The organism is Rhizobium sp. BK176, from assembly GCF_024808055.1.
Genome location: NZ_JANUBV010000033.1, coordinates 1 through 20,854, shown reverse-complemented (window position 1 = coordinate 20,854; position 20,854 = coordinate 1). Strand labels below are relative to the sequence as shown.

Here is a 20,854-nt window from a genome sequence, read left to right as displayed (position 1 = left end):
CTGCAGTTCGATCTCGAACGGATCGTCAGTGGATCAGTTCAATGGGAGCCGCGGAGCTGATCGTCCTTCAGCCAATTTCGGTTGAACACGCTCTTTGCAGCGTCCGTGGCCTCCGACGTATGCACGATATCGTCCCGCAGCCACCAGTCAATTGACCTGCCGGGTGCCGACAACTCCCTCTGGTCCAGGCTCGCCGTCACGAGGATCGATATCGACGGGGCCCGAGACGATTTTATCGCGGCCGTTTCGGCCGCAGACAATGCGAATAGCGGCGCGACAATGCCCGTCATGAGCACGGAGGCATAGACTGGGAACGTTTGCGAGTACGACATGACATGCATCCCGCTTGAACTGCAGCAATACTACAATGTCGGAAGTCAAACTCGCAGTCGACTCGATATTTGGTGTTGCGCCGAAAGAACGCCTATGCCGGAGACAGGAAAGAGGCCGTTCTGGCGGCTGTCGGGAGGCCGGCTTTGTGTACTACCTCCGGAATTGTCGAGCGACACGCAGGTTTGCGAGGTCGTCAGAGTTTTGCGGAAATTGTGCAACCTTGCCAGTGCAGCAGCGTACCCTAGTTGAAATCGCGCGGGATTCTCGCGACCGATGTGCATGCCGTTGTTCTATTGCAATTTTTCAAATCACAAAGGGCCCCCATCATGTCGGACAAATCGAACACAGGCATTGATCGCCGTGATCTCCTAATCGCATCTATTGCCACGGTTGGCGCGTCGGCTGCCCTAGCTGTGAGCGCACGTACCGCGAGTGCCCAGGAGGCAGCGGCGCCTGCTGCCCGTGCCGCGTCGGGGACTGTCTATACCGGCGATGTTATCGATGGAAAAAAGGTCGTCAGTGCGCTCGACGTCGATGACTTGGAGCCGGGGCAAAAGCACCTCTTGTATTTTCAGGGGGCGCAGATGCCAACGGGGCAGCACTGGAACGTATCCGTGACGGTCGCAAAGGGGGCAAAGCCCGGCAAGCGCGGCGTTCTGACCAGCGGTGTGCATGGCGACGAAATGAGTAACATTCATACTGTCCAGACGGTGATGAACCAGCTCGATCCCGCGCAGATGTCGGGCACAGTGATGGCAGTCACCGACGTGGCGCGCCCGGCCATTGAAAGCATGCAGCGCAGATGGCCCAATCAGGGCAGAGGCATAGATTTGATCGATATGAACCGGGAATGGCCCGGGAATGAGAACGGCGCCACGGCGCCCAGCCGACACGCGGGGCTGCTGTTCAACCGGTTGCTGCGGCCGAACGCCGACTTCGCGATCGACTTTCACACCGGAACAACCGGTTTCGAAGTCACCGCATTCAATATTGGCGGCATGGATGTGCCCGAGGTCAAGGCAATGCTGGAGCTCTATCCCGTCGGCCAGATCTTCGACAACCATGTCTATCCCGGTGTTCTGCACAACGCATTCATGGACGTGGGCATCCCGTCCTTCACGCCGGAGATTGGCGCGGCTCGCGTGCTGGACCTCGAGATGATCTCGCTGTTCGTGGAGGGCACGATGAATGTTCTCAAGCATTACGGCATCGTTGGTGGGCCTATGGGCCGGACGGCCAAGGACGTGAATGTCTTCATCGGCAACAGTGCGTTCCCGATTCTGGCAACCCAGGGCGGTATCGTCGAGCATTTGGTCAAGCTCAACGACAAGGTCGAACCCGGACAGAAGGTCGCCATTCAGCGCAACAGCTTCGGCGAAGTGGTCGCGGAGTATACAAGCGGCGTAGCTGGAGAGGTAACGGGCCAGCGCAGCGACGCCATGTCCGAGCCGGGCAATCCGCTGGTGTTCATCCTCTTCCACAAAGCGGCGCTGGAGGGCGTTGAGTCTTATCCCGAGTAAACCACCGTAAGGCCTATTCTTTCAATGCCTTAGCGGATCATGCCGTTGCCGCCGGATGTCCAGCGGTTAAAGGGGCGAGAGCGGCAGTGTTGTGTCCGCTCAAAAACGTGGCCTGAGTGGACTTTGATCTGGAATGATGAGGAGACTGGCGATTTAGGGCTGATTGGCGCACCCGACAGGATTCGATATCCTAAAAATATGCAATATAATCAATGCTGTATGGCTTAAATATCAGACTAAAATGTTACGCGAAATGTCACAGTGATGTCATCCCGGGAGTGGTTTGGCAGGGGGCGGTGGTCGCCCGTTTGAGCTGGAAGTCGGCAGTCACTCTTGAGAGATAAGCCACCACCTCCAGAGGGTCCTGTATGGCCATGCCAGAACGGGATCGGCGCTAATTCCGGCGGTAACTGTTCAGGTCCAGCATGCACTAATCCGATGGTGGAAAAGTGCACGTATTTCTTCTGGAAAAAATGAATCTTGCCACAGAACCGTGAGTGCAACGCCGAGCTACCGGAAAAAGCGAAGTGTATTAGCCACCTCCAATTGACTCAAGATTGCAACGACCTGATGGTACTTTAGGAGACGCAGACATGGTCGGACCTTCGCTATGGTTTCATTGTTCTCATTTAAGCGAGCCTCCCACGTATTTCGGATTATTCTGATTTCCAGAGTTCCGTTAGCTATTTTCCTATTGGGCGTTCTCCTTGTTTCTGAAGCGAAGCCCGGCGTTGACCGTCCCACGGGGGCGATGACAGCCCAAGTTGGCGCCTTCCCGATCCCAAACGAGCACGAGTTTGACGAAATTGTACCGTCGCGCCCGCCAAAAAAACACATTGGTCGATCGAGACAACCGACTTTACGAACGATGATTGCTAACTCCGGATGCTTTGGAAGAGACGAAATCGACCCGGACTACGAACTCGACCTTGAGGTCGCGATAGCGGCTTCATGGCAAGGAGTCAGCAAGGATCAACTGGAAAAGCAAGCAGGCTTGAGCGGAGACGAACGATACCTGCAGGTTGGCATGGCTAAAATGCTCGCCAAGGCGAATAGGGGTGTTCGGCAATTTAACCACGATCTGCATACCTTTGGAAAGGATGTGTGCCCGCTGCTGAGATTTGAATGGTCCAGTTTACATGAACATTCGGACAGGCCCTATTTCAAAGCAGCGCAAACGGCCCTTTTCGTCGCCGGGTGCGCAGGTAATTTCGACAAATATTCGAGAACGGAGGCGCTCCGCAGCTGGAACGCTATAGCTAAGATAAACCCCAGCGTTCGGTTCAACGTTGCTGACGGGATTCCGCTACCTTCTGACGTCGTCGCCTTGATCCGCAATCTGCGAAATGTGGCCTGTGACCCGAAGCGTAATGGGTTCGATCTGGACATTCGCCCTTTTGAATGGCTCGCTTCAACATTGGAATACCGCTGCGATCGGAGGCAGGCGGAGAACTTGGAGACGGTTGTCCGTATAGTAGCGCGGCCGAATGCAGGCAGGGCTCTGATGCAGCGGGCGATGCTACTTGTATGGAAGTCTATCGAAACCTCAAAATTAATCGATGGAAATGGCCGCCTAGCGAGCGACTGCAGCCTGCCGGCAACATTTACGGAGGCCTTACTCGATTTGTTCGACGCAAAAAACACTAGCGGATCGGCTGCTTTCGGAGCGGATATATTTTCTAATGCTGGTCGCGCGGCGGAGGTGTACTTTGGCACACGCTTTCTATTCGGCGTAGGAGTGCGAACGGACGTAGAAATTGGGGCAGCCTTGCTCGCAAAGGCTGGTGCTAGAGAGGAACTCAAGTCTGCACTCGCAGCGGGTATTCTCAATCGTCTTCCACGTCGCATCGCGGCCGCCGAGGCTTCGTCCGAACCTCGACTTTACGAAGACTATGCGACGTTCCTGGAAGGTGGGAGTTCAGCATCCCGCGTCGCGCGATCGTATATTAGAGAATTGAAAGGTATAGAAGGCACCGCGAGCAGCTCGATCGATCTGTCTTACGATGAACTCATACCGGTGATCCGGCTTGCGCATCTTGCGGCAAAGTCTCCATCGGTTGCTGAGATGATAATGCAGGAGGGGGACGCTGCGCTGAACTATGCCATCTCCATCATATTGATTGAGGGACAAAGCGAAGCTGGTCGCAACCTAAAAAAAGGGATGGAATTTCTGCAGATCGCAGCAAGAAGAGGACTACCTGAGGCAAAATTTCGGCTGGCTGTCGCTAGAGAATACGGTCTAGGGGGGGGGCGAGATCAGGCCGAGGCAATAAGACTCTATGAGGAAGCTGCTAACGGGAAACACGCTGCAGCACTGTATGCCTTGGCTAGAATTTATGAGGACGGCGCCGGAGTGTCGCGCGACCTTACGAAGGCCGCCGTCTGGTATACCCGAGCTACCCAAGATAGATACTTCGATCCAACACCGCTGGTACATCGTGTCATGGAAGGCGGCGCCTTCCTGAGATCTGGCCCAGGGAAAACGTTCCTTGAGGGCTTGGCGGCTCGCCAAGACCGGATCGCGAAGCAGCTGGGTGATGCCTTCACGTGCATAGAATGTGGTGGCGTTGTAGACCTTGAGGAAGCCGTTTCTTGGTATCGACTCGCAGTCAGTCAAGAGGAGGACTCAGCGGCAGCCTATTCTCTTCTCCGTATTTTGATGGCACGCCCTGATCTTGCTCAAGGTCCTGATGAGCCGTTGAATATGCTCGGCTGGCTGAGGGGAAGCGGCTTCATCTCGAGCGATATCTTCAATGGCCTCTTTCTTGAGGTCCTGGAGTTGATAGGTCAATTTCGGTCAGAACACCCGGAACGAGCGAAAGAGGATGTCAAACAGAGACTAAGAAAGTTTTGCATCGATCGAAGATCCCCGAGCGATGGAGGTCGGGAGTTCGGGGAGAGTGATCCGAGTGAATGTTTGTTGCTTCTTCATACCTTGGCATTGGGTGGCTTCGGGTCGCCGTACGCGTCGCTAGGATTTGAATTGTTGCATGATTTTGCAAACAAAACCGACAAGTGGAAGCCTAAAGCTGCTTTTGCGGACGTCTTAGCGTTCTATGGTGACTTTGAAAGCGCAAGCCTCTGGTTCGGCCAAGCGGCCGAGTCGCAACCGGAGGATATTTATGAGGATAGGTCAAACGCATATTCGGCGGGTAGGACCATCCTAGTTCGCGCGGTGGTTAATCAAATCACGAAGAAGGGCATTCCCTCCGGCGACGTGATAGCTCTTTTGCGCACTTTGGTGAAGCTGGGAGATCATTCTGCTGCATCGTTGCTGACAATCGCGAATGGACCGTCCGATGTCGACTTTTCGCAGCTGGGCGTTGTGAATGGGACCCTTCAGGACCTGATACAGCTATACAATTCTCAAGTAGAGCGCGGCGGCATAAGTCTCGGTTTAGTTGAGCGAGCGCGCTCACTTGCGGCAGCATACTTTGTTGCCGGCGATCACAAACAAGCGCTTCGGTATGAACTCATAGGATTGCAGACTGAACGTCAGCTACTAGCGACCGAAAGCATTGCCAACGGCCCAATTTCTGCTGCGCTCGCGGACGTGTGCACGCTATCGAAGTCCAGTCAGCGAGTTGCGAAATATGGCTATAGCGATGCGGCGATAGTACTCGCAAAGGTCGCGGTCAATCGACTACAAGGAGTTCGACGTGACATCGCGGGTTTGCCAGAGCACTTGCAGCTTTGTTTCCGCGATGTCGTTGGAGGTTATTACAGATCGCTGGCAGATCTTTTCATTGAGCAGAAGAGGGACGCCGAAGCGGAGTTCGTAATGAGCCTGCGGGATGATTTCGAACGATTTCAATTTCTCGCTCAAGATGAAGACTACGTCGGCAATAGCTTTCTTGAGATGCCATTCACCGAAGATGAAGAACGAATTCGGAGTGCAATAGGCGCTGTTTCTCCCCCATCGACGCTTCAAGCTAAGCAATATGTCGCGCTTCAGGCCAAGCAAATTCAGCACACTTTGTCACCCGCCGAAGACAAACAACTCGTGGTGTTGTCCGAGGCTCTGGTCAAAGAAGGTGAAAAAGTTCAGCAAATTGTTGAAGAAATATCAAGCTACACCCATTCAAGCGAGGACAGTATTCGTCAAGAGCTTTCTGGGATGCAGAGTAGAATATCAATAGAATTGGGAGGTGACGCCGTTGCGATACGCTATGTCATTCTTCCCGCCAAAATAGACGCCATATTAATAACAGCTGACACGTATAAGAGCTTCACATGGCAGTCGATCGACGGCAAGCCATTTAGTGAAGCAGCTCTCGACGAAAAAATAACGTCGTTTCGAAATGCTCTTAAAAATCCCATGGCAGACCCACGGGTGCTGGGTAACGATCTGTACAACATCATTTTTAAGCCTTTAAGGAAAGAGATAGAGGCCATAGGAGCTAAGCGACTTCTCGTATCGTCTGACCGCCGTTTGCATGGTATTCCCTTCGGAGCACTCTATGACGGTACCCACTATCTAATTGAAGATTTTGTTATAACCGAAGTGAGTGGGGTGAATGTTGCGGGCGCAAGTAAGTCCCCCAATTTGTCGAAGGTAAATTTTCTGGGGGTCAGTGAGGCCGTTGGGGGATTTCCGGCGCTCCCTAGCGTAATCGCCGAGCGCGATAGTATTGTTCGAAATGGAACGAAAGGTGTCCTGCCGGGGGTCGCCATCATGGATAATTCGTTCACGGTTGAAGCTCTCAAGAGTGCTCTGATTTTCATGAACGGCGACCGCCATCAGCTTGGGATCGTTCACATCGCTTCGCACTTCGAAATCGGGACCAAAGATTCCGATTCATTTCTACTCTTGGGCAACGGAAAACTAACGGTAGAGCAACTGAAGAAGGGGATCAATCAGTTCAGATTTTCTGATGTCGGGTTGCTGACCTTGTCAGCCTGCGACACGGCGACAACAGTCGAGCAGGGTGATGGAAGTGGACTCAAGAGTTTAGCATCTGTGGCACAGCGAGAGAGCGCACGCGCGGTTCTGGCGAGTCTTTGGCCAATCAGGGATGCATCCACAGCGGCATTTATGGGGCGCTTTTATCAAATAGAAACGAGTGAGGGCCTTGATCATGCGACTTCTCTCGCTCGCGTCATGCGAGAGTTCATCCATGACCACGGCGGACTTCGGGGGCTCGCGATCTCTGGCGACAGCGGTATTTTTCCTGGCTACTCTCATCCAATCTACTGGGCGCCCTTTGTGTTGCTGGAGGGATATTAGGTGTTGAAGTTGGCTCAGTTCGTGCGCGCCTCATGCATGTCCCTCATGGTTGTTCTGGGAATGACTCGAACGGGGACCACCGAGGACAGACAGCTGCAGTGTTACTCGGGGACCTTCTCTCGCGACATAGAAGTCCGGTGGATGCGTCTGATGATCCCAGGAGGAGAGGAATCTCCAAAGTTATGGTTTGGCGAGTGGGGATTGCCGACCACAACATTCTATTCAACATTGTCCTGCACTGCAGTGGCGGACGGTTCCTTGCGGTGTACAGAGGAAACCTGTGAAGGCGATTACGTTTCCGCGACTCTTCTCCCAACGAAAAATGGAGACCTTGTCTTGGAGGCAACAGGGGAAGGTGCCGATCTCGATATTATGTCTACGATTCAAGGACGGGAAAGTCAAAGATACCAATACGGTTTATTCGGCAGCTATTTTCTACGAAAACAAGATCCAGCTTTGTGTGAGGGGTGGAGAGAGGAGCCCAGCCAGACCTTGAGTACACTCAAACTCCAGCCAGGGGACGTCGGCGTGTTCGTTCGCATGGTCGAAGACGCTCTTTCAAAGCTTGGGTATTTCGCGAGCCCGCCTGACGATATCTATACTGATGAGACTGCTCGGGGCGCAGCGGCGTTTCAAAGGGCGGCGTCTCTACCTGAAACGGGTACAATCGATATAGCGACCTGGAAGAAGCTCTCACTGGCAGCTGTCGTTGGCGAGGGAGGCCGATGCTGAAAGAGCCTCCCTGCAAAACATGCAAGTTAGCGGAAGCGCCGCCATTCGGAGCCACAGCAGAAGCCCAAAGGGGCTTCCTTCAGGTGCTGCGCGGAGTTGTTCCCTACCTCTAAGCTATCGCCGAGCCTTCCCCAAAGAATCACCAGCACCGCATGACGCCTCGGATCTATGGTGCTGCTGACTGGGGTTCGAAAGGGATCGATATCGTTTCCGAAACGAGAGAGAGCGCCAACGGACCGTTGAGTGCACGGGGCATTATTCTTTGAAGACCGCGAATTGGGATGGAGCTTACATCACGAAGTAGTTGTGTGCGACAGGATTCCGCTGAGCTGTGGGTGTCACTACTCCTTTCCCAAAAGGCTCCAACGCGGTAAATATTGAGCATCGCATCAGCCCCTGGCATTCTTGTTCTCAAGTCTATTGGTCCCCCGGTTGACCTCGATATTTCATAGAGACAAGACTCGGCTTTGGCATATAGATTTGGCGCTGCTGAAACCGTGTTCTGGATCGAAAACGCCTCTTCACGAGCGAGTCAAGAAGGTTGTGTAAGATACTTCTTTACTATCGATCAAGTTGAATTATATTTCTTAAAAGTATCATGGCAGAAGAAAGATCTCGATGAAAGCTTCCGTAGGTGGGGCGGATTTCGCGTGCCTAGAGGAAACTCGGATTATATTGTGGAGGGAATAATGATTGCTAGAAAGCAGCTTTCTCCAGTCTTCGCACTATGCGCCTTATTGGTTGGTATCGTTTCTGTAACGGCTCTCGCGGTAGCAGGCGAGCGAGCCGAAAGCAGCTGGATCGATCTCCCTGACGATGGATCAGAGGATGCGGCACGCGGGGAGCTCTTTGCGAAATACGAGATCCCGGCTTTCGACGCCAATGCGCCGGATGTTAAAAACGAGACGCTAGCTATTCCACCGCAGTTCAAGTTCCCTGATGATGCCAGAGACGATAAAATCGAAAAACATCCCCGCGAAAACTCCATCTTTGGTATCGACATAAGTCACTACACCGACCCTAAGCTCAACCTCTCTGCGTTGAAGGCAAAACGTGTCGAGTTTGTGTATATTAAGGCGACGCAGGGAATATCATCAAAAGATAAACTTTTTCACAAATTCTGGTCAGGCGTAGCGGAGTTACCGGCTGCAGTTACGATTTCGCGGGGCGCGTACCATTTTCTGTCATCTGCTCGTGAAGCCTCTGGGACCGCGCAAGCTGACGCTTTCGTGGATTACGTCCAACTTCACGGAGGCTTCAGACCGAGCGACCTTCCGCCGGTCGTGGATCTGGAATGGGACGTGTCCAAAGACAAACCAGACCGTTGGGTAGGGCATTCAGCAGACGAAATCGTCCAGAAAACCCTCGACTGCTTGAAGCAAATTGAGGCTCGTACCGGTCGCCGTCCAATGCTCTACACTGCAAAATCCTGGTGGTCGTCGAGGACCGTCCCACTCTCTCGCGTGAACGAGTTCGAAGGTTATCCGATCTGGATTGCTGACTATAACCCGAAACGAAAGTTTTCGGAGACGCCCGCTGTATTACCAGGATCCATCACAGCGATCTGGCAATTCACGGATAGCGCGGTGATCTCGGAGCAACCAAAATCATACGACAGTTCGATATTCTATGGCAGCCGCGAGGATTTTGTGAAGACGTTCGGCATAAAGTGAGGCGATCGATGAAAGGGGGAATGTTAGGCCTATTGTCCATAGCGGTTGTGTCCGGCCTGTTCTTCACAGGAGCATCACCGGCAAATGCCCAACAGTGCCCCGTAGAGCTGCAGGGCGGGTCATACTGTGACAAGTTCGTTGTTTATCGCGAACCCGGATCCGCTAAGGTCGACAAGCGTATCGACTTCTACATGCCTAAGCAGGGCCCCACGGATACAGATGTAAGAAGCTTCGCGTTCTTGGTGTCTGTGTCGAAATATCCAGCGTTTCAAAATCCAAAGGATCAGGTGCTTCAGTCTGTTGAGGCGGATCTTCCAAAAATAATAGAATTCTTGAAACAGCAGGGCTTTGATGAAGTTATAGTGCTGAAGAATAGCGACGCCACCAAGGAAGCGATTAACTATTTTCTTGAGCAATACCTTCTGGCAAAGGTCAATGATTACAAGCGAAGATCGCGGTTTCTTTTCATGTATGATGGTCATGGCTTGCCGGGCCTAACGGCCAACGATGCGGGGGCGCTCGCTCTATCGTCAATTACCGGCGATGCCGACGGCGATCCGTCGCATAGTTATTCGCTGGATGATCTCCAAAGTCGATTGAGAAGGATTTCGAATCTTGCGTACCATTCCCTAGCTCTGATCGGCTCGTGCTTTTCCGGCGGAATATTCCCGATTACGTCCAACCAAGGCGAAAATTACAGCTATCCGAGATCACCCGGATCTCACGCCGTGACCGCCGCAAAGGCCGATGAACTCGCACGGGCTGCACCCGATGGCAAGGGGACTATGTTCTTCGAGGCGTTGTTGCTCGCAATAAGGAAGAGCTCGGCAGACCTAAATACCGCCCAGTTTATCTCGGGCGGTGATGGTATGCCTCAAAAGGTCCTTGGTACCAGTATAGTGAGGCTGGGGCGCGTCGTTCAGGTGATGAGCGAAGATATTGAAGACGTAACTATACCGGGCACGGAACCTCCGGAGCCGTTTCCTCAGCTTCGTGTCGGCCCCATGGTTTCTGACGCGAGCTTCAATGGAGCGTTCTTTTTCCTAGTGCCGATCGACGCCGAGAAGCAGGCGACCACGAGAGGGCCTTCGCTTCCTCCTGCGGCGTTAGACCTAAAAACAACCGGTAGTGCCGTAATAGGACGCCCAGATCTCAAGGTATTTTCGCCGCCCGAGACCTATAAGCTACGTGGGGTAGATTTCAGCGCGTTTAGCGGGGAACCGAAATTCGATGAATTGAAGCAAAGCGGTTCAGTGAAATTTCTTTATGCTAAGGCCAGCCAAGGATCTATGCGCCGTGACAGCCGTTTTGAGCGCAACAGAGCGGGAGCGCTTCGATCCGAGATACTATTTGGCGCGTACCATGTCCTTGATTGCAGCCCGGCAGATGCTCAGATCAAAAATCTGGCCGAAGTAGCACCTCCAGACAAGAACCTACTTCCTGTGGCAATTGATGTTGAATGGAACAACGAGGAAGGGTCTCCTATTTTCAGCGCCTGCGGTGGAGACAGGGATATCATTCGTTCAAATCTCAAACGCCTGCTCGCCTTTGTTGAGCAAACCTATGGCAAAAAACCGATAATTTACACCTCTCGCCGAGGTGTAAGCGATATTCTGCAGAATGAGTTCAGCGATTATGCGTTGTGGTACGCCGACTTTGCCAAAAATACACCAGGCTATCGGGGAGACAATCCTTGGACTATTTGGCAGGTGACGAATCAGGGTCAGATTGACGGATTTGAGAGACATGTCGATTTCAATGTCTTCTTTGGCGACGAAGATCAGTTCCAAGCCTTTGCTTCCACCGGCGCGAATGCCGCACGAGAGGCGGCGCTTGCTGATAGAAAGTAGCGGTTTTGGGAGGAGGTTTATCGTCACAGTTGTCACGCTCATTCTAGATTGCGCCCCACATGCCGAGTGACACCAGGCGACCTAATAATGGTGAAGCGGAAGATGGTTGTTGGCGATTGGGGCAGCGCCGTCGCGGGCCACCGCTTTAGCAAATTCGGCGGACGAAGCCACGAATCAGTGGGCCGGGCCGCTGCCTTCAATTTCGTCACGGCCGCCAAGTGCGAGATGCTAGGAGGTTAAAAATGCAAGCGGTGGTACTTATGTGGTTTGTTGATTGTCTGCTTTTCGCGCTGTTTGTTCACTACGCGGTTTGGTGTTTTAGGTCGCTCATCTTTTACATTGGTAACGGCTTCGATTTCACGCAAGAATGCGGCTCTACCATGTCCTACAGCGACGACTACGGAGACGCGATTAGAATTTCACCGAAGGGTAAATTCTTCTTTTTTCTTCCCTTTTGCGCGGTTACAACGGGTGCCGCTGCAATAGTGCTTCTGGTATGGCTATTGGGAGTTATCTGACAGGTAAGCTGGCGGTTAGACCTGTCCAGATGTGGTTTCGCCCGTTCGATAATGCCCCTGACCATAAAAAGCCGCCCCCAGTGACCGGGCGGCCGTTTCCGTCCTGTCCCGACATGTTTGCCGCACCTTCTTCCTGCAATCCTTAAGTATATCTGGGTGGGTCCATCCCAGGCCGGCGTTTGTGAAGTGCTCTGAGTGGGAAGTAAGGGGAGAAAAATCATGGCATCAACGCTCGGCATCCCTGGATATCACTTCCTTCCAGGCACTTTTCGGGGCGTCATGCAGGCAAGTTGAGTTGCACACCAAGTAGCGTCAAGTCCTCGGCGAGTGCGTTTTTGTATCGCTGATAGAACGAAGCCGCCTCAAAATAATTGTGTTCACGCAGTCTTGAAATCATACTTTCTAGCGCCGCGAAATATTGAGAACGTCTACTGGGCACTCTGATTAGGTCATTATATTCAAATGGCATTGAAAGTTCCGTAGGGGAACTCTGTAAATTAACTTTCTACAGGTTCGAGGGTTGCTATTGTCAAGTTCAGGGCGCGAGCAAGCGCATTTCTCTTGACGGTGAGATTATATCCTTGCCCACACCGACCGCCCATACCGGCTGCCGTATGGCCCATTATTGAATCTTGGACGCTATCCTCAATTTCGGCATTCCGCATGAGGTCTTTAAGCCGATGACGAAAACTATAAAACGTTTTATCAGACACGCGCCTCAATAGTTTGTTGGCCGCTGCGCTAGCGGCTTCCCCGCCGTTATCACGAGAATAGCGCGAAAAACCGTCGGGAAATCTTTTCATCCACTCGAGAGCCTCCCCGAGAAGGGGGATATCTCGGTGGCGAGCCCCTCCCGCTTTTACCTTCATGCGCTTAGTGTTCGGCCGAATTTTTAGGTGCGGGATCGGGTGATCTAGTTGAATGTCATCCTTTTCCATCAAGACGAGTTCCTTCGGCGCCGTGCCAGTGTGCATGGCAATCATGATGATGGCCTTGATCTGGTCACTCGCATCTGATTCAGAAATCAATCTCTTTATCGCTTCGATTTCATCTTCAGAAAAGGGTGGCCTCCGCCCGGTTTCGTTCTCCGCGATCCTGACTTTGTCAAACGGGTTTCTTAGATCGGGATGGTTTACTTCGAAGATCTTCTGAACGATTTTTCGAAGCTGCATGATCTTTCGATTTGCGGTCTCCGGCTTTAGCAGCCCCTTTCCGACCCTAGAAATTAGGGCGTCTCGATACCGATAGGTATCGCTTTTTGCTAGGGCTAGCACGTCATGGCCTGGCATGAATGACGTAAAGTCATTCACGGCCTCTTCCATCGGTCGAATTTTCTTGTAGCGCTCGCGCTGTGACAACGACATCCATTTGTCTTTCGACAACTCTTTGTATGTCTCAAAGGCATCCTGAAAGGTGAGGGTTTGCTTTGCTATTCCGGCCACTGCCGCGACTTCAAATTTGGATGGGTTGACTAGCTTCGATAGCGCGTCAATTCCCGGACGCAACTGCCCGAAAATCGTCCGCGGGTCAATCATCGTCGTTGTGAGGTTTGCGGCGCGGTACTCGAAATTGAGCCGTTCTGCGACAGCCGCTAGCTTCTTATATTCGACGGCTGAGGAAAGATTGTCATCGGCTTCTATGAGACCCAAGAATATTTGATTTTGCTCCGCTCGTTTTAGGAGCGCGATATCCAGGGACTTCGTGTTAAGCGATACTACATACGCGTTGGTTGCAAAGCGATGTTTCATGCTTTTGGGGAAAACACGCCGATAATAGTAAGTCCCCTCTCGCTTCAACAAATATTTTGCATTCATCCTTTTCTTCCAGGTTGATCGATGAGTCATTCAATAACATAGCGCAGTGCGCAAGTCAATTGGTTTCCTCATAAAATCTAGCTATATCAATATGTTACGATAATTGCCTTTCCTTCAAAATATTGGGCGGATTTGCCAGCAGTTGATCTTTAGGAACAACAGCGTTGGTCATCCGATGGAACCAGTGACGGAGTTTGAGACCTTGCGCCTAGGTTGGGTACATCCGTTGGCGGCATAGCGGCACACTCCGAGCCGTCAATATCCGGGATTGACCGGGAAGTGGCTGAACCGCAATAGTCGGGTCGATTCAACGAGACAGGGAAGTAATGCCAGCACTTAGCAATGAAGCGGAAGAACTCCACCGTATGTGCGGCGCTTTCCAGGGCCACATTTCGAACAATTCAACTGCTGAGGCGCTAGCCGATCTTTTTGGCGTGACGGTGGAGTCCGCTGAATACTTCGCGTTCGTATCCGCTGTTCGGCTCAGATTTCAGCGATTTCTCTCGGTAGTGGACCAGTCGGTCTCTAACGACCGTAAAGATGATCGAGCTGTTTGAGATCTTCGGCTCAGCCGCGATAGCCGAAAAGTTGGTGCAAACGCACGCGATCGCAAGGCAAGCTGCAGAGACGGCGCCCAAAGGCAGGCGAAGGGCATTCACCACTGCGATGGCAATTGTTAGCGTCGTCTTGGGTGGCATTGTTTACGCTGATGGCGTGGTATCCGCGATCGAGAACTTCTACACGAGAGTGAACACCACGGCGGAGGTGCTGCAACTTGCGAACCCGTCGGCCCCCAAGCTTCTTCCTGCACCCAGTCCGTCGATATCGGACACCCAGAGTGACGAGCAAACCACCGACGCGGACGAGCAGGTACGGGCCTGATTTCAAACCGACAGAGGCGAAGACGATACACGCGCTGGATGGTTGGACGGAGCGCCCACCATTGTCCAAAACCCTTAGAAACCGGGCTTTCGAGGATGACAAGGGAGACACTATGCGCCCCTTTTGGATCTGTTGCACAAGATGGTCTTTCCTACAAGAAGAACCAGCGCTCGGCGGGCACCGCCGACGCTACTCGAAAGTCTCGTTCTTCGTTCTCTCCTCTGCGTCTTCCCGTTCTTTCATTTCGTTTACGATCTTCAGCATCCGCGTGCGTTCATCATCTAGATATTGCGCATCTTCCCCACTGGCTAAAGGAGCCAGGCCATCAAGAATACCGAGCCGCTGCCGAAGCTTTTCCGCTCTCGAACCTGACCAGCTCATCGGCATAAGTCGGCCGATATATTCTTTGAGTATCTGCCTTTTGTCGGGAGCGGCCTTGAACACTTCACCTGCTATTTCCGATAAGCTTCTATCGCTTTGTTCTTCATTTGGCTTCTTTGGAGCATAAAGCACGCAGGTTGCGGCGATGAAGGGGTAACGATCTTCCGGGGACGTTGAGCACCATTCCAGTGCGGCCTTTAGAGGCACTGCCTCCATAGGTCGGTTGTCACGTTCGTTGTATTGGTCTGCGGCGAGCCGGGCTGCGGTTCGATAGCTACCATCTGGATCAGGTTGGTAGATCGCATCCAGCGCCAATATCGGTCTCAACTTGAAAAAGGGTTGCAGATGTCGGCCACGTCTGAAGGCGTACTTCCTGTGTTCGGATCGCTCCCACGATAGTAGGTTTTCTAACATGCCACTGTCGAGAGACGGGGAAGATGTGTTGTTCAAAACGAAGGTGATCAACCTACCTAGATGGTGATCCACCATGGTGTCATCGACCTTACATTTTGAAAGATCAATACGAGCAAGGAAGGCCCCGATCCTGTTTGCAATATCACGAACGAAGTTTTCGCCTCGCTCTTTTGCCGAATGAACTACCATTCCTAGCAGATCAATCGCTACTGCTCCTCCGTCAGTAATTGCTGAGAGGGAACTGACTAGGACTTCAATCACATCTGGAGCGAGGACATCCGGTGCTCGCCCCATAGATAAGTACCGATACTGCCAGGATGGTGCGATACCGGCATCTAACGATCTAAATATGCGCCCAATACTATCATCTTCCAGGCCGGCTGCGTATTGCAATTCAGGCAGCCACGCTCCCCAAACGGGATCTAAAACGGCATCGTCTAGGAAGGCATTAAGGCCTGCCGCATCAACTTCTTGCCAACCTTGAAGAACACCCCGAATTATCACCAAACTGACATCCGAGGAGTTCTTCTTTTCGATAATCGCTTTGGCCTCGTTCATCAGCTTCTTGGGGTCTACCAGAGCAGTTCCCAACCCGTGGCCAAAAGACATGCTTTCTGCATTAGATCCATCCGTAAGCAATTCGGGCAGAAGACGTGATACCATCAGCGGCTCATTCGCAGCCAAACTTCCTAGCCGCTTTGCGTTCTGAAGCATTATATCGTGGCGGGTGGAGTAGTCGGCGTCCTCGTCGCCGTCCAACAAATCCAACATACCGGCGTTGCGAGCGAGAACCGTACTACGGATTTCTCCCAACAGATCGGTAGGAGCCAGAAGCCGTTCCAAAGTGTTGAGGCGCTCTAAAATATCTGGCGGAATGACTGATTTTCCCCGGTGCAAAGTTTCTCGAACCCCGATCCAACCGTCAGGCCAGCCACCTGAAGCAGCAAGCGCGTGCGCAATCGCCTCTACCTCACTGATAATTCCAGCATCTTCGCACAGGCCGCGCACAGCTCGCCCTAGAATGTGGCGAACTGGACCGTTGACGTTTTCTCGCAGTGCGATCTCAAGTGCTAACTTAGAAAACCCGCCGTACCATAGCTGAACGTCATCTCGATTTTTCGGCGACCATCCATAGTCCCTTCGGCGGGCACCAAAATCTACTTCGAATTGGCTGGAGAAATGAGACGTTTCCAACGATTGCTTGAGCGCATCCAGCCCTAGCTGCGCAATCAATGGCTTGTCGCTTTGTATCAATGCCCGGATCGATGAGACACGTTCTTCCGGTGACGCATGTGTACCGGAGAGATGGCAACTGAAAAGCGCAACAATCGCTTCGTGTGATGAACTGCTTTGACCTCGAATTTTATCGCCTTCAACAAAAGCAACGAGAGTTTTCAACGCATCAGTGAACATCGCCGCATCGTAAGCTAGCGATTTCACCATCCGCACCAGATCGGATGCGATGTAAACATCTATTGTTGAGGTGTCGACATTCTCTACCGTCCTGCGAAGAGCAGATAAACCGGAGCTTGGGTCCACGGGCAGCAAATTCTTCAAGACCTGTCGCCCGGTGTCACTTAGGGCGTCAACGCGATCAAATCGACCACCGGGCTTTAGAAAATCGGCAACTATTCGCTGAGCTGTGGGAGAAGTATGCAGATAACCAAGCCTGCGCGAGCAGGATTTTGAAACCCGTTCAGATGCCTTATCGATTAATGCATCTACTACAATCGAAGGCGGTATGTTCTCAATTGCCCTTGCAGCCAGTTTGTTTGCGATGGCGTGAGGCAAGACCGCTCCCCACTTTCCTCGCTGCTGAACCAAGCCCCTGCGCTGCAGTTCTGCAATCCCACGGTACAGTACGGTGGCAGACAGGCCACTTGTCGATCCGAGAAGGGCCAATTCCGAACGGTCAGTTACATCATCGCCATCAAACGAATACAGAAGGCTAGCCGTCTCAGCACAGCGCAGAAGTTCGTCACTTTCAGTTTGCTTCTGGTTGAAAAGCCGCCGGAATAGCGCATCGTCGGTCAGTTGAGCCAGTTCATTGCTACGCTCAGAGGCGCTTGCCAAGGCGAAAGCCACACGAGCGTTTCCATCCGAAAATTCGGCAACTCTGTTGATGTCGCTATCAGACAAATGCGTATATCGGCGTCCTAGCAACTCTCTAATTACCGTTTCCGAGGAACCCTCAAGTCGGTAGCAGCTCGTAGCCTCAGGCAAATCGTCGCGAATGTCATATTCCACGGTAAGCAAGGAGATGCGTGGCGAAACCTGTGCCACCATCTCAGCCAAGCGCTTGTGCAGCTCTTGCCCGCAATTATCGATGATGAGAAAAGTCGGCGTATTGCCGCCAACTAGCGTTTCGACCATTGAAGTTGGCTGCGGTTCTAGGTGATCTGATAGGTCTGCGTATATCACTGCATCAGATGACAGTGCTGGTGTTGTAGTCGAAATACGGGGATCAAAAAGCGCTTGTACTAAGCGCGTCTTTCCAACACCGGAAAGACCGACCAATCGTACCGTCCGACCAGAACTTAAGTCTTTCCTGATAGCATTAATTGCTTCAACCGCATTGCTGCCTTCATCAGCATTCGGTGCGAAAACCTTGACCTTGTCGTCAACAAGATACTCGGCTTTGGGGTCGCTTTCTCGGTATGCCCACGCACCATATGGCCGCCAACCTTGAACAGGAGCGGCAACGATGTCTTTCACCCAAACGCCGATTGAGGGGAAGTGCTCAACCCAGTCTGCAACGCGCCGAGCATCGAAGAAATCTATCGTGCCTTTGTCATCCAATCCCGCCTCTTTCGCGCATTCTGCCATTTTTGACTTACGAGCAGCAAGCGAACTGTCTGAGGCACTGTCTTTGGTAGAGACGATTATGTACGCATGATTTTCTCGCAGTAGGTCGGCTATGGACGTGCTCATAGTGCCTGCTGGTGCCATTTCTCCGCTTATCTTTGATGGCGGGAATTTCTCGGCCTTGACCTGATAGCCAACACAGCTTTTCGGTAGGTAGCTGCTGTTCGCGGCTAGGGCCGAAGATGTGAAGCGCACATCAATGCCACCGTCCTTCGCCCTCTGGTCTCCACCCCAAGTAACGGAACTATTGGCTGCCTCCAACTTCTCCGCCTCCGCACGCACAAGTCGCGCAACTAGTTCGCGGGCTTGCTCGTCATTGAGACGCTGAATCTCCTCTGAACTGACTAGGAACAAACGGTGGGGCATTGTTCACCTAAAGCGAGTGTCTGACGGTTTTCTTTGTCGATAAGCTTCCTTTACCAGACGCGGTAGTGTCCCGTAGGGTGAAGCTTCCGTACGTCCACACTTTTCCCGCATGAGATGTGTTGGGCGGAGCAGAGTTTCTGTTCAATGCCTCAACTCTCACGCATTGCTTCATCAGGAATCTGAGAAATTTTTACGAGGGGGTACTCAAGCTGCCGGGTGCGACCGTTTCCCCCAAATGGGATGCCGTTGGTTCGATTGCACCAAATAGTCGCCCGATGATTCTCAAGATCTTCTCTGCCAGCCTTCGTCATCGCTGAAAGGCATAAGGCCGGGTATGTGGCTCCGTCCGCAGGGGTATAGGCTAGCGGACACGCTAAACGCGCTAGTTCGCGTGTCCGCTAGGGTTGACTTAGTGCCTACGGACGCCTATTCATGCGGACGTAATCTCAACGGACACGAGGGGTGGATCAGTGGCTACGTTCCTTTATGCTCGCGTCTCGACCTCAGAACAAACGCTTGGGCACCAGCAGACCCAAGCCGAGAACGCTGGCTTTCAATTCGACCATGTCGTAGCTGACCATGGGGTGTCGGGGGTGTCTGTCTTGATGAAAGACCGGCCAGAAGGTAAGCGTCTTTTCGACATGCTGCGCGCTGGCGATACGCTAGTCGTGAGGTGGGTGGACCGTTTGGGCAGAAACTACGCTGATGTGACCGACACCATCAGGGAGTTTATGAGGCGCGGCGTAGTGATCAGGACCGTGATCAACAACATGACCTTCGACGGCTCCACCTCCGACGCAATGCAGATGGCAGTGAGGGATGCCATGATCAGCTTCATGGCTGCGTCAGCTCAGGCACAAGCCGAGGCCACGAAGGAAGCTCAAAAGGCAGGCATTGCATCTGCCAAGGTCAGACACGACGAGACCTACAAGGGTCGCAAGCCAAGCTTTAGCCGAGCCTCTTATGAGATGGTCATGAACCTGCTCAGCAAGCAAACAAGCGTGTCTGAAATTGCCCAGGTAGCACGCCTCAGCCGACAGACCGTCTACAGGATCAAGGAAAACCCCGCGGCCGCTGAAAAGGCTTTGGTGGTTTGGTCGCTATGATTACCTGTGCCACTGCCCGACGCTTAGGTCTTTGATCGCCTTCCACTCTTCAGGGGCAAAAGGGGTTCGGAATTCTTCGGCATAGGTACGAAGAGTTCAAGGAGCTCGCATGAAAGAGCACCTGCAATTTTTTCCAATGTTACGATCGTTGGGTTCTTGGTTCCGCGCTCGAGATGGCCAGCATAGGACCTTTCAATACCGGCTGAAAGCGCGAGATCATCCTGTGAGATGCCCTTCAACACCCTCAATCTTCGAATATTCCATGCCACAAGATGCTTCGCGTCCATGCGAGAAGGACAGCATTTGACAGACTATGAAACCACGTATTATAGAACTATGAAAACGGAGGGTTCATGAGGACTGGTCTTACCATATTGACTGCAATCTCTCTTTTGTACGTTGCCTGCCCGGCGCAAGCAGATCCAATTTCGGTAGTAGGAATTAACATCCTCCAGTCTCAGCAGGAGCGAGACGCAATTGCCACATCACGCGGCTTTACGTGTGGGGACAACACCTATCCATCCTTCGATGAAACCAAGGTTCAGATACACGAATGTTTGAAGGACCAGGCCGTTATTCGATTTATGTCTGACAGTATCATTTTCTCCTGCTCGGTTTTTAATCGCTGCAATGCGACAATGCGTAAGGTCGCCGAGGAGATTGTCACGACTGGGATCCTTCCAACAGTACACCTTGAGTTCAATGGACCGTCACGAGATTTTCCGAGTGGAGCGATAACGTTTTGCGAGGAAGGGACGGATGGTGACGTACTGTGTGGTGAGCCGACACCCGATGGAAACCTTCGTCTCCTTGAACTGAAAATGGGCAATATCGGCAAACCAAGAGGCTTCAACTAATCTAAGCCTGAACAGCGATGGAAACCCGACGGGCCGGCGTTGCTGAAATGCCCCGCCTAGTCCGTTAGCCGCTCAACGGTCTAGGCATTGGGGGCATCTTAGCCGCACAGCTAACCAGAGCGAAGGAATGCCCAGTACTCTCGTGCGTCATCAGCGTGAAGGGCATCACTCATTGGCATTCTCCAACTGGGGAGATCCTTGATCCCAATTCCACGAAGACTGTAAGCGCGATTTTCGATGCGCATTGACGGCTGCTGCACTGCTGGCCTCGCATCAGTACCGAGATCCGGCTCTGTTAGGCGGTGGATGTTTTCGA

Annotated in this window: 12 protein-coding genes; 8 read left to right on the top strand and 4 right to left on the bottom strand. The window is 52.6% G+C overall.

The genetic code is table 11. The features are described from left to right. Positions 1-38: 38 nt before the first annotated feature. Positions 39-332, bottom strand: a complete 294-nt coding sequence (locus FHT76_RS38180; RefSeq protein ID WP_183753975.1) for a hypothetical protein — start codon at positions 330-332, stop codon at positions 39-41. 327 nt (positions 333-659) lie between these two features. Here FHT76_RS38180 and FHT76_RS38175 point away from each other — a divergent pair, with 327 nt between their 5' ends. The 5 genes from FHT76_RS38175 to FHT76_RS38155 all read left to right on the top strand — a co-directional run bounded on the left by FHT76_RS38175 (position 660) and on the right by FHT76_RS38155 (position 11,335). Then, a complete protein-coding gene (locus FHT76_RS38175; protein WP_183861438.1) occupies positions 660-1,853 on the top strand; it encodes a succinylglutamate desuccinylase/aspartoacylase family protein in 1,194 nt (397 codons plus the stop codon). Between the two features lie 610 nt (positions 1,854-2,463). Next, a complete protein-coding gene (locus FHT76_RS38170) occupies positions 2,464-7,080 on the top strand; it encodes a CHAT domain-containing protein (RefSeq protein ID WP_259186661.1) in 4,617 nt (1,538 codons plus the stop codon). Between the two features lie 492 nt (positions 7,081-7,572). Next, a complete protein-coding gene (locus FHT76_RS38165) occupies positions 7,573-7,812 on the top strand; it encodes a peptidoglycan-binding protein (RefSeq protein ID WP_259186660.1) in 240 nt (79 codons plus the stop codon). A gap of 467 nt (positions 7,813-8,279) precedes the next feature. Beyond that, the gene (locus FHT76_RS38160; RefSeq protein WP_259186659.1) at positions 8,280-9,485 is read left to right on the top strand and encodes a GH25 family lysozyme; all 1,206 of its coding nucleotides are present in this window, start codon (positions 8,280-8,282) and stop codon (positions 9,483-9,485) included. A 20-nt stretch (positions 9,486-9,505) separates the two neighbouring features. After that, on the top strand, positions 9,506-11,335 hold the full coding sequence (locus FHT76_RS38155; RefSeq protein ID WP_259186658.1) for a glycoside hydrolase family 25 protein: 1,830 nt from the start codon (positions 9,506-9,508) through the stop codon (positions 11,333-11,335). A gap of 1,015 nt (positions 11,336-12,350) precedes the next feature. On the opposite strand, the gene FHT76_RS38150 is transcribed toward FHT76_RS38155, so the two are convergent. Beyond that, on the bottom strand, positions 12,351-13,667 hold the full coding sequence (locus FHT76_RS38150) for a DUF6538 domain-containing protein (RefSeq protein ID WP_259186657.1): 1,317 nt from the start codon (positions 13,665-13,667) through the stop codon (positions 12,351-12,353). Between the two features lie 540 nt (positions 13,668-14,207). Here FHT76_RS38150 and FHT76_RS38145 point away from each other — a divergent pair. After that, positions 14,208-14,549, top strand: coding sequence for a hypothetical protein (locus FHT76_RS38145; RefSeq protein ID WP_259186656.1), 342 nt, complete (start codon positions 14,208-14,210; stop codon positions 14,547-14,549). Positions 14,550-14,738: 189 nt separating this feature from the next. Here FHT76_RS38145 and FHT76_RS38140 read toward each other — a convergent pair whose 3' ends face one another. Then, on the bottom strand, positions 14,739-18,575 hold the full coding sequence (locus tag FHT76_RS38140) for a hypothetical protein (protein ID WP_259186655.1): 3,837 nt from the start codon (positions 18,573-18,575) through the stop codon (positions 14,739-14,741). A 470-nt stretch (positions 18,576-19,045) separates the two neighbouring features. On the opposite strand from FHT76_RS38140, the gene FHT76_RS38135 reads away from it, so the two are divergent. Continuing rightward, positions 19,046-19,681, top strand: a complete 636-nt coding sequence (locus FHT76_RS38135) for a recombinase family protein (RefSeq protein ID WP_259186654.1) — start codon at positions 19,046-19,048, stop codon at positions 19,679-19,681. Between the two features lie 23 nt (positions 19,682-19,704). On the opposite strand, the gene FHT76_RS38130 is transcribed toward FHT76_RS38135, so the two are convergent. Further along, positions 19,705-19,968 carry a helix-turn-helix domain-containing protein gene (locus FHT76_RS38130; protein ID WP_259186653.1) on the bottom strand — a complete coding sequence of 88 codons (264 nt, stop codon included), beginning with the start codon at positions 19,966-19,968 and terminating at the stop codon, positions 19,705-19,707. Positions 19,969-20,034: 66 nt separating this feature from the next. Between FHT76_RS38130 and FHT76_RS38125 the strand changes: the two genes are divergently transcribed. After that, positions 20,035-20,538 (top strand): hypothetical protein, encoded by a 504-nt coding sequence (locus FHT76_RS38125; RefSeq protein WP_259186652.1) that lies wholly within the window; start codon positions 20,035-20,037, stop codon positions 20,536-20,538. Positions 20,539-20,854 lie beyond the last annotated feature (316 nt).

Bases quoted from the DNA above. Each gene is read 5' to 3' on its own strand.
- FHT76_RS38180 (WP_183753975.1), bottom strand. From the start codon at position 332: ATGTCGTACTCGCAAACGTTCCCAGTCTATGCCTCCGTGCTCATGACG.
- FHT76_RS38175 (WP_183861438.1), top strand. From the start codon at position 660: ATGTCGGACAAATCGAACACAGGCATTGATCGCCGTGATCTCCTAATC.
- FHT76_RS38170 (WP_259186661.1), top strand. From the start codon at position 2,464: ATGGTTTCATTGTTCTCATTTAAGCGAGCCTCCCACGTATTTCGGATT.
- FHT76_RS38155 (WP_259186658.1), top strand. From the start codon at position 9,506: ATGTTAGGCCTATTGTCCATAGCGGTTGTGTCCGGCCTGTTCTTCACA.
- FHT76_RS38150 (WP_259186657.1), bottom strand. From the start codon at position 13,667: ATGAATGCAAAATATTTGTTGAAGCGAGAGGGGACTTACTATTATCGG.
- FHT76_RS38145 (WP_259186656.1), top strand. From the start codon at position 14,208: ATGATCGAGCTGTTTGAGATCTTCGGCTCAGCCGCGATAGCCGAAAAG.
- FHT76_RS38140 (WP_259186655.1), bottom strand. From the start codon at position 18,575: ATGCCCCACCGTTTGTTCCTAGTCAGTTCAGAGGAGATTCAGCGTCTC.
- FHT76_RS38130 (WP_259186653.1), bottom strand. From the start codon at position 19,968: ATGGACGCGAAGCATCTTGTGGCATGGAATATTCGAAGATTGAGGGTG.
- FHT76_RS38125 (WP_259186652.1), top strand. From the start codon at position 20,035: ATGAGGACTGGTCTTACCATATTGACTGCAATCTCTCTTTTGTACGTT.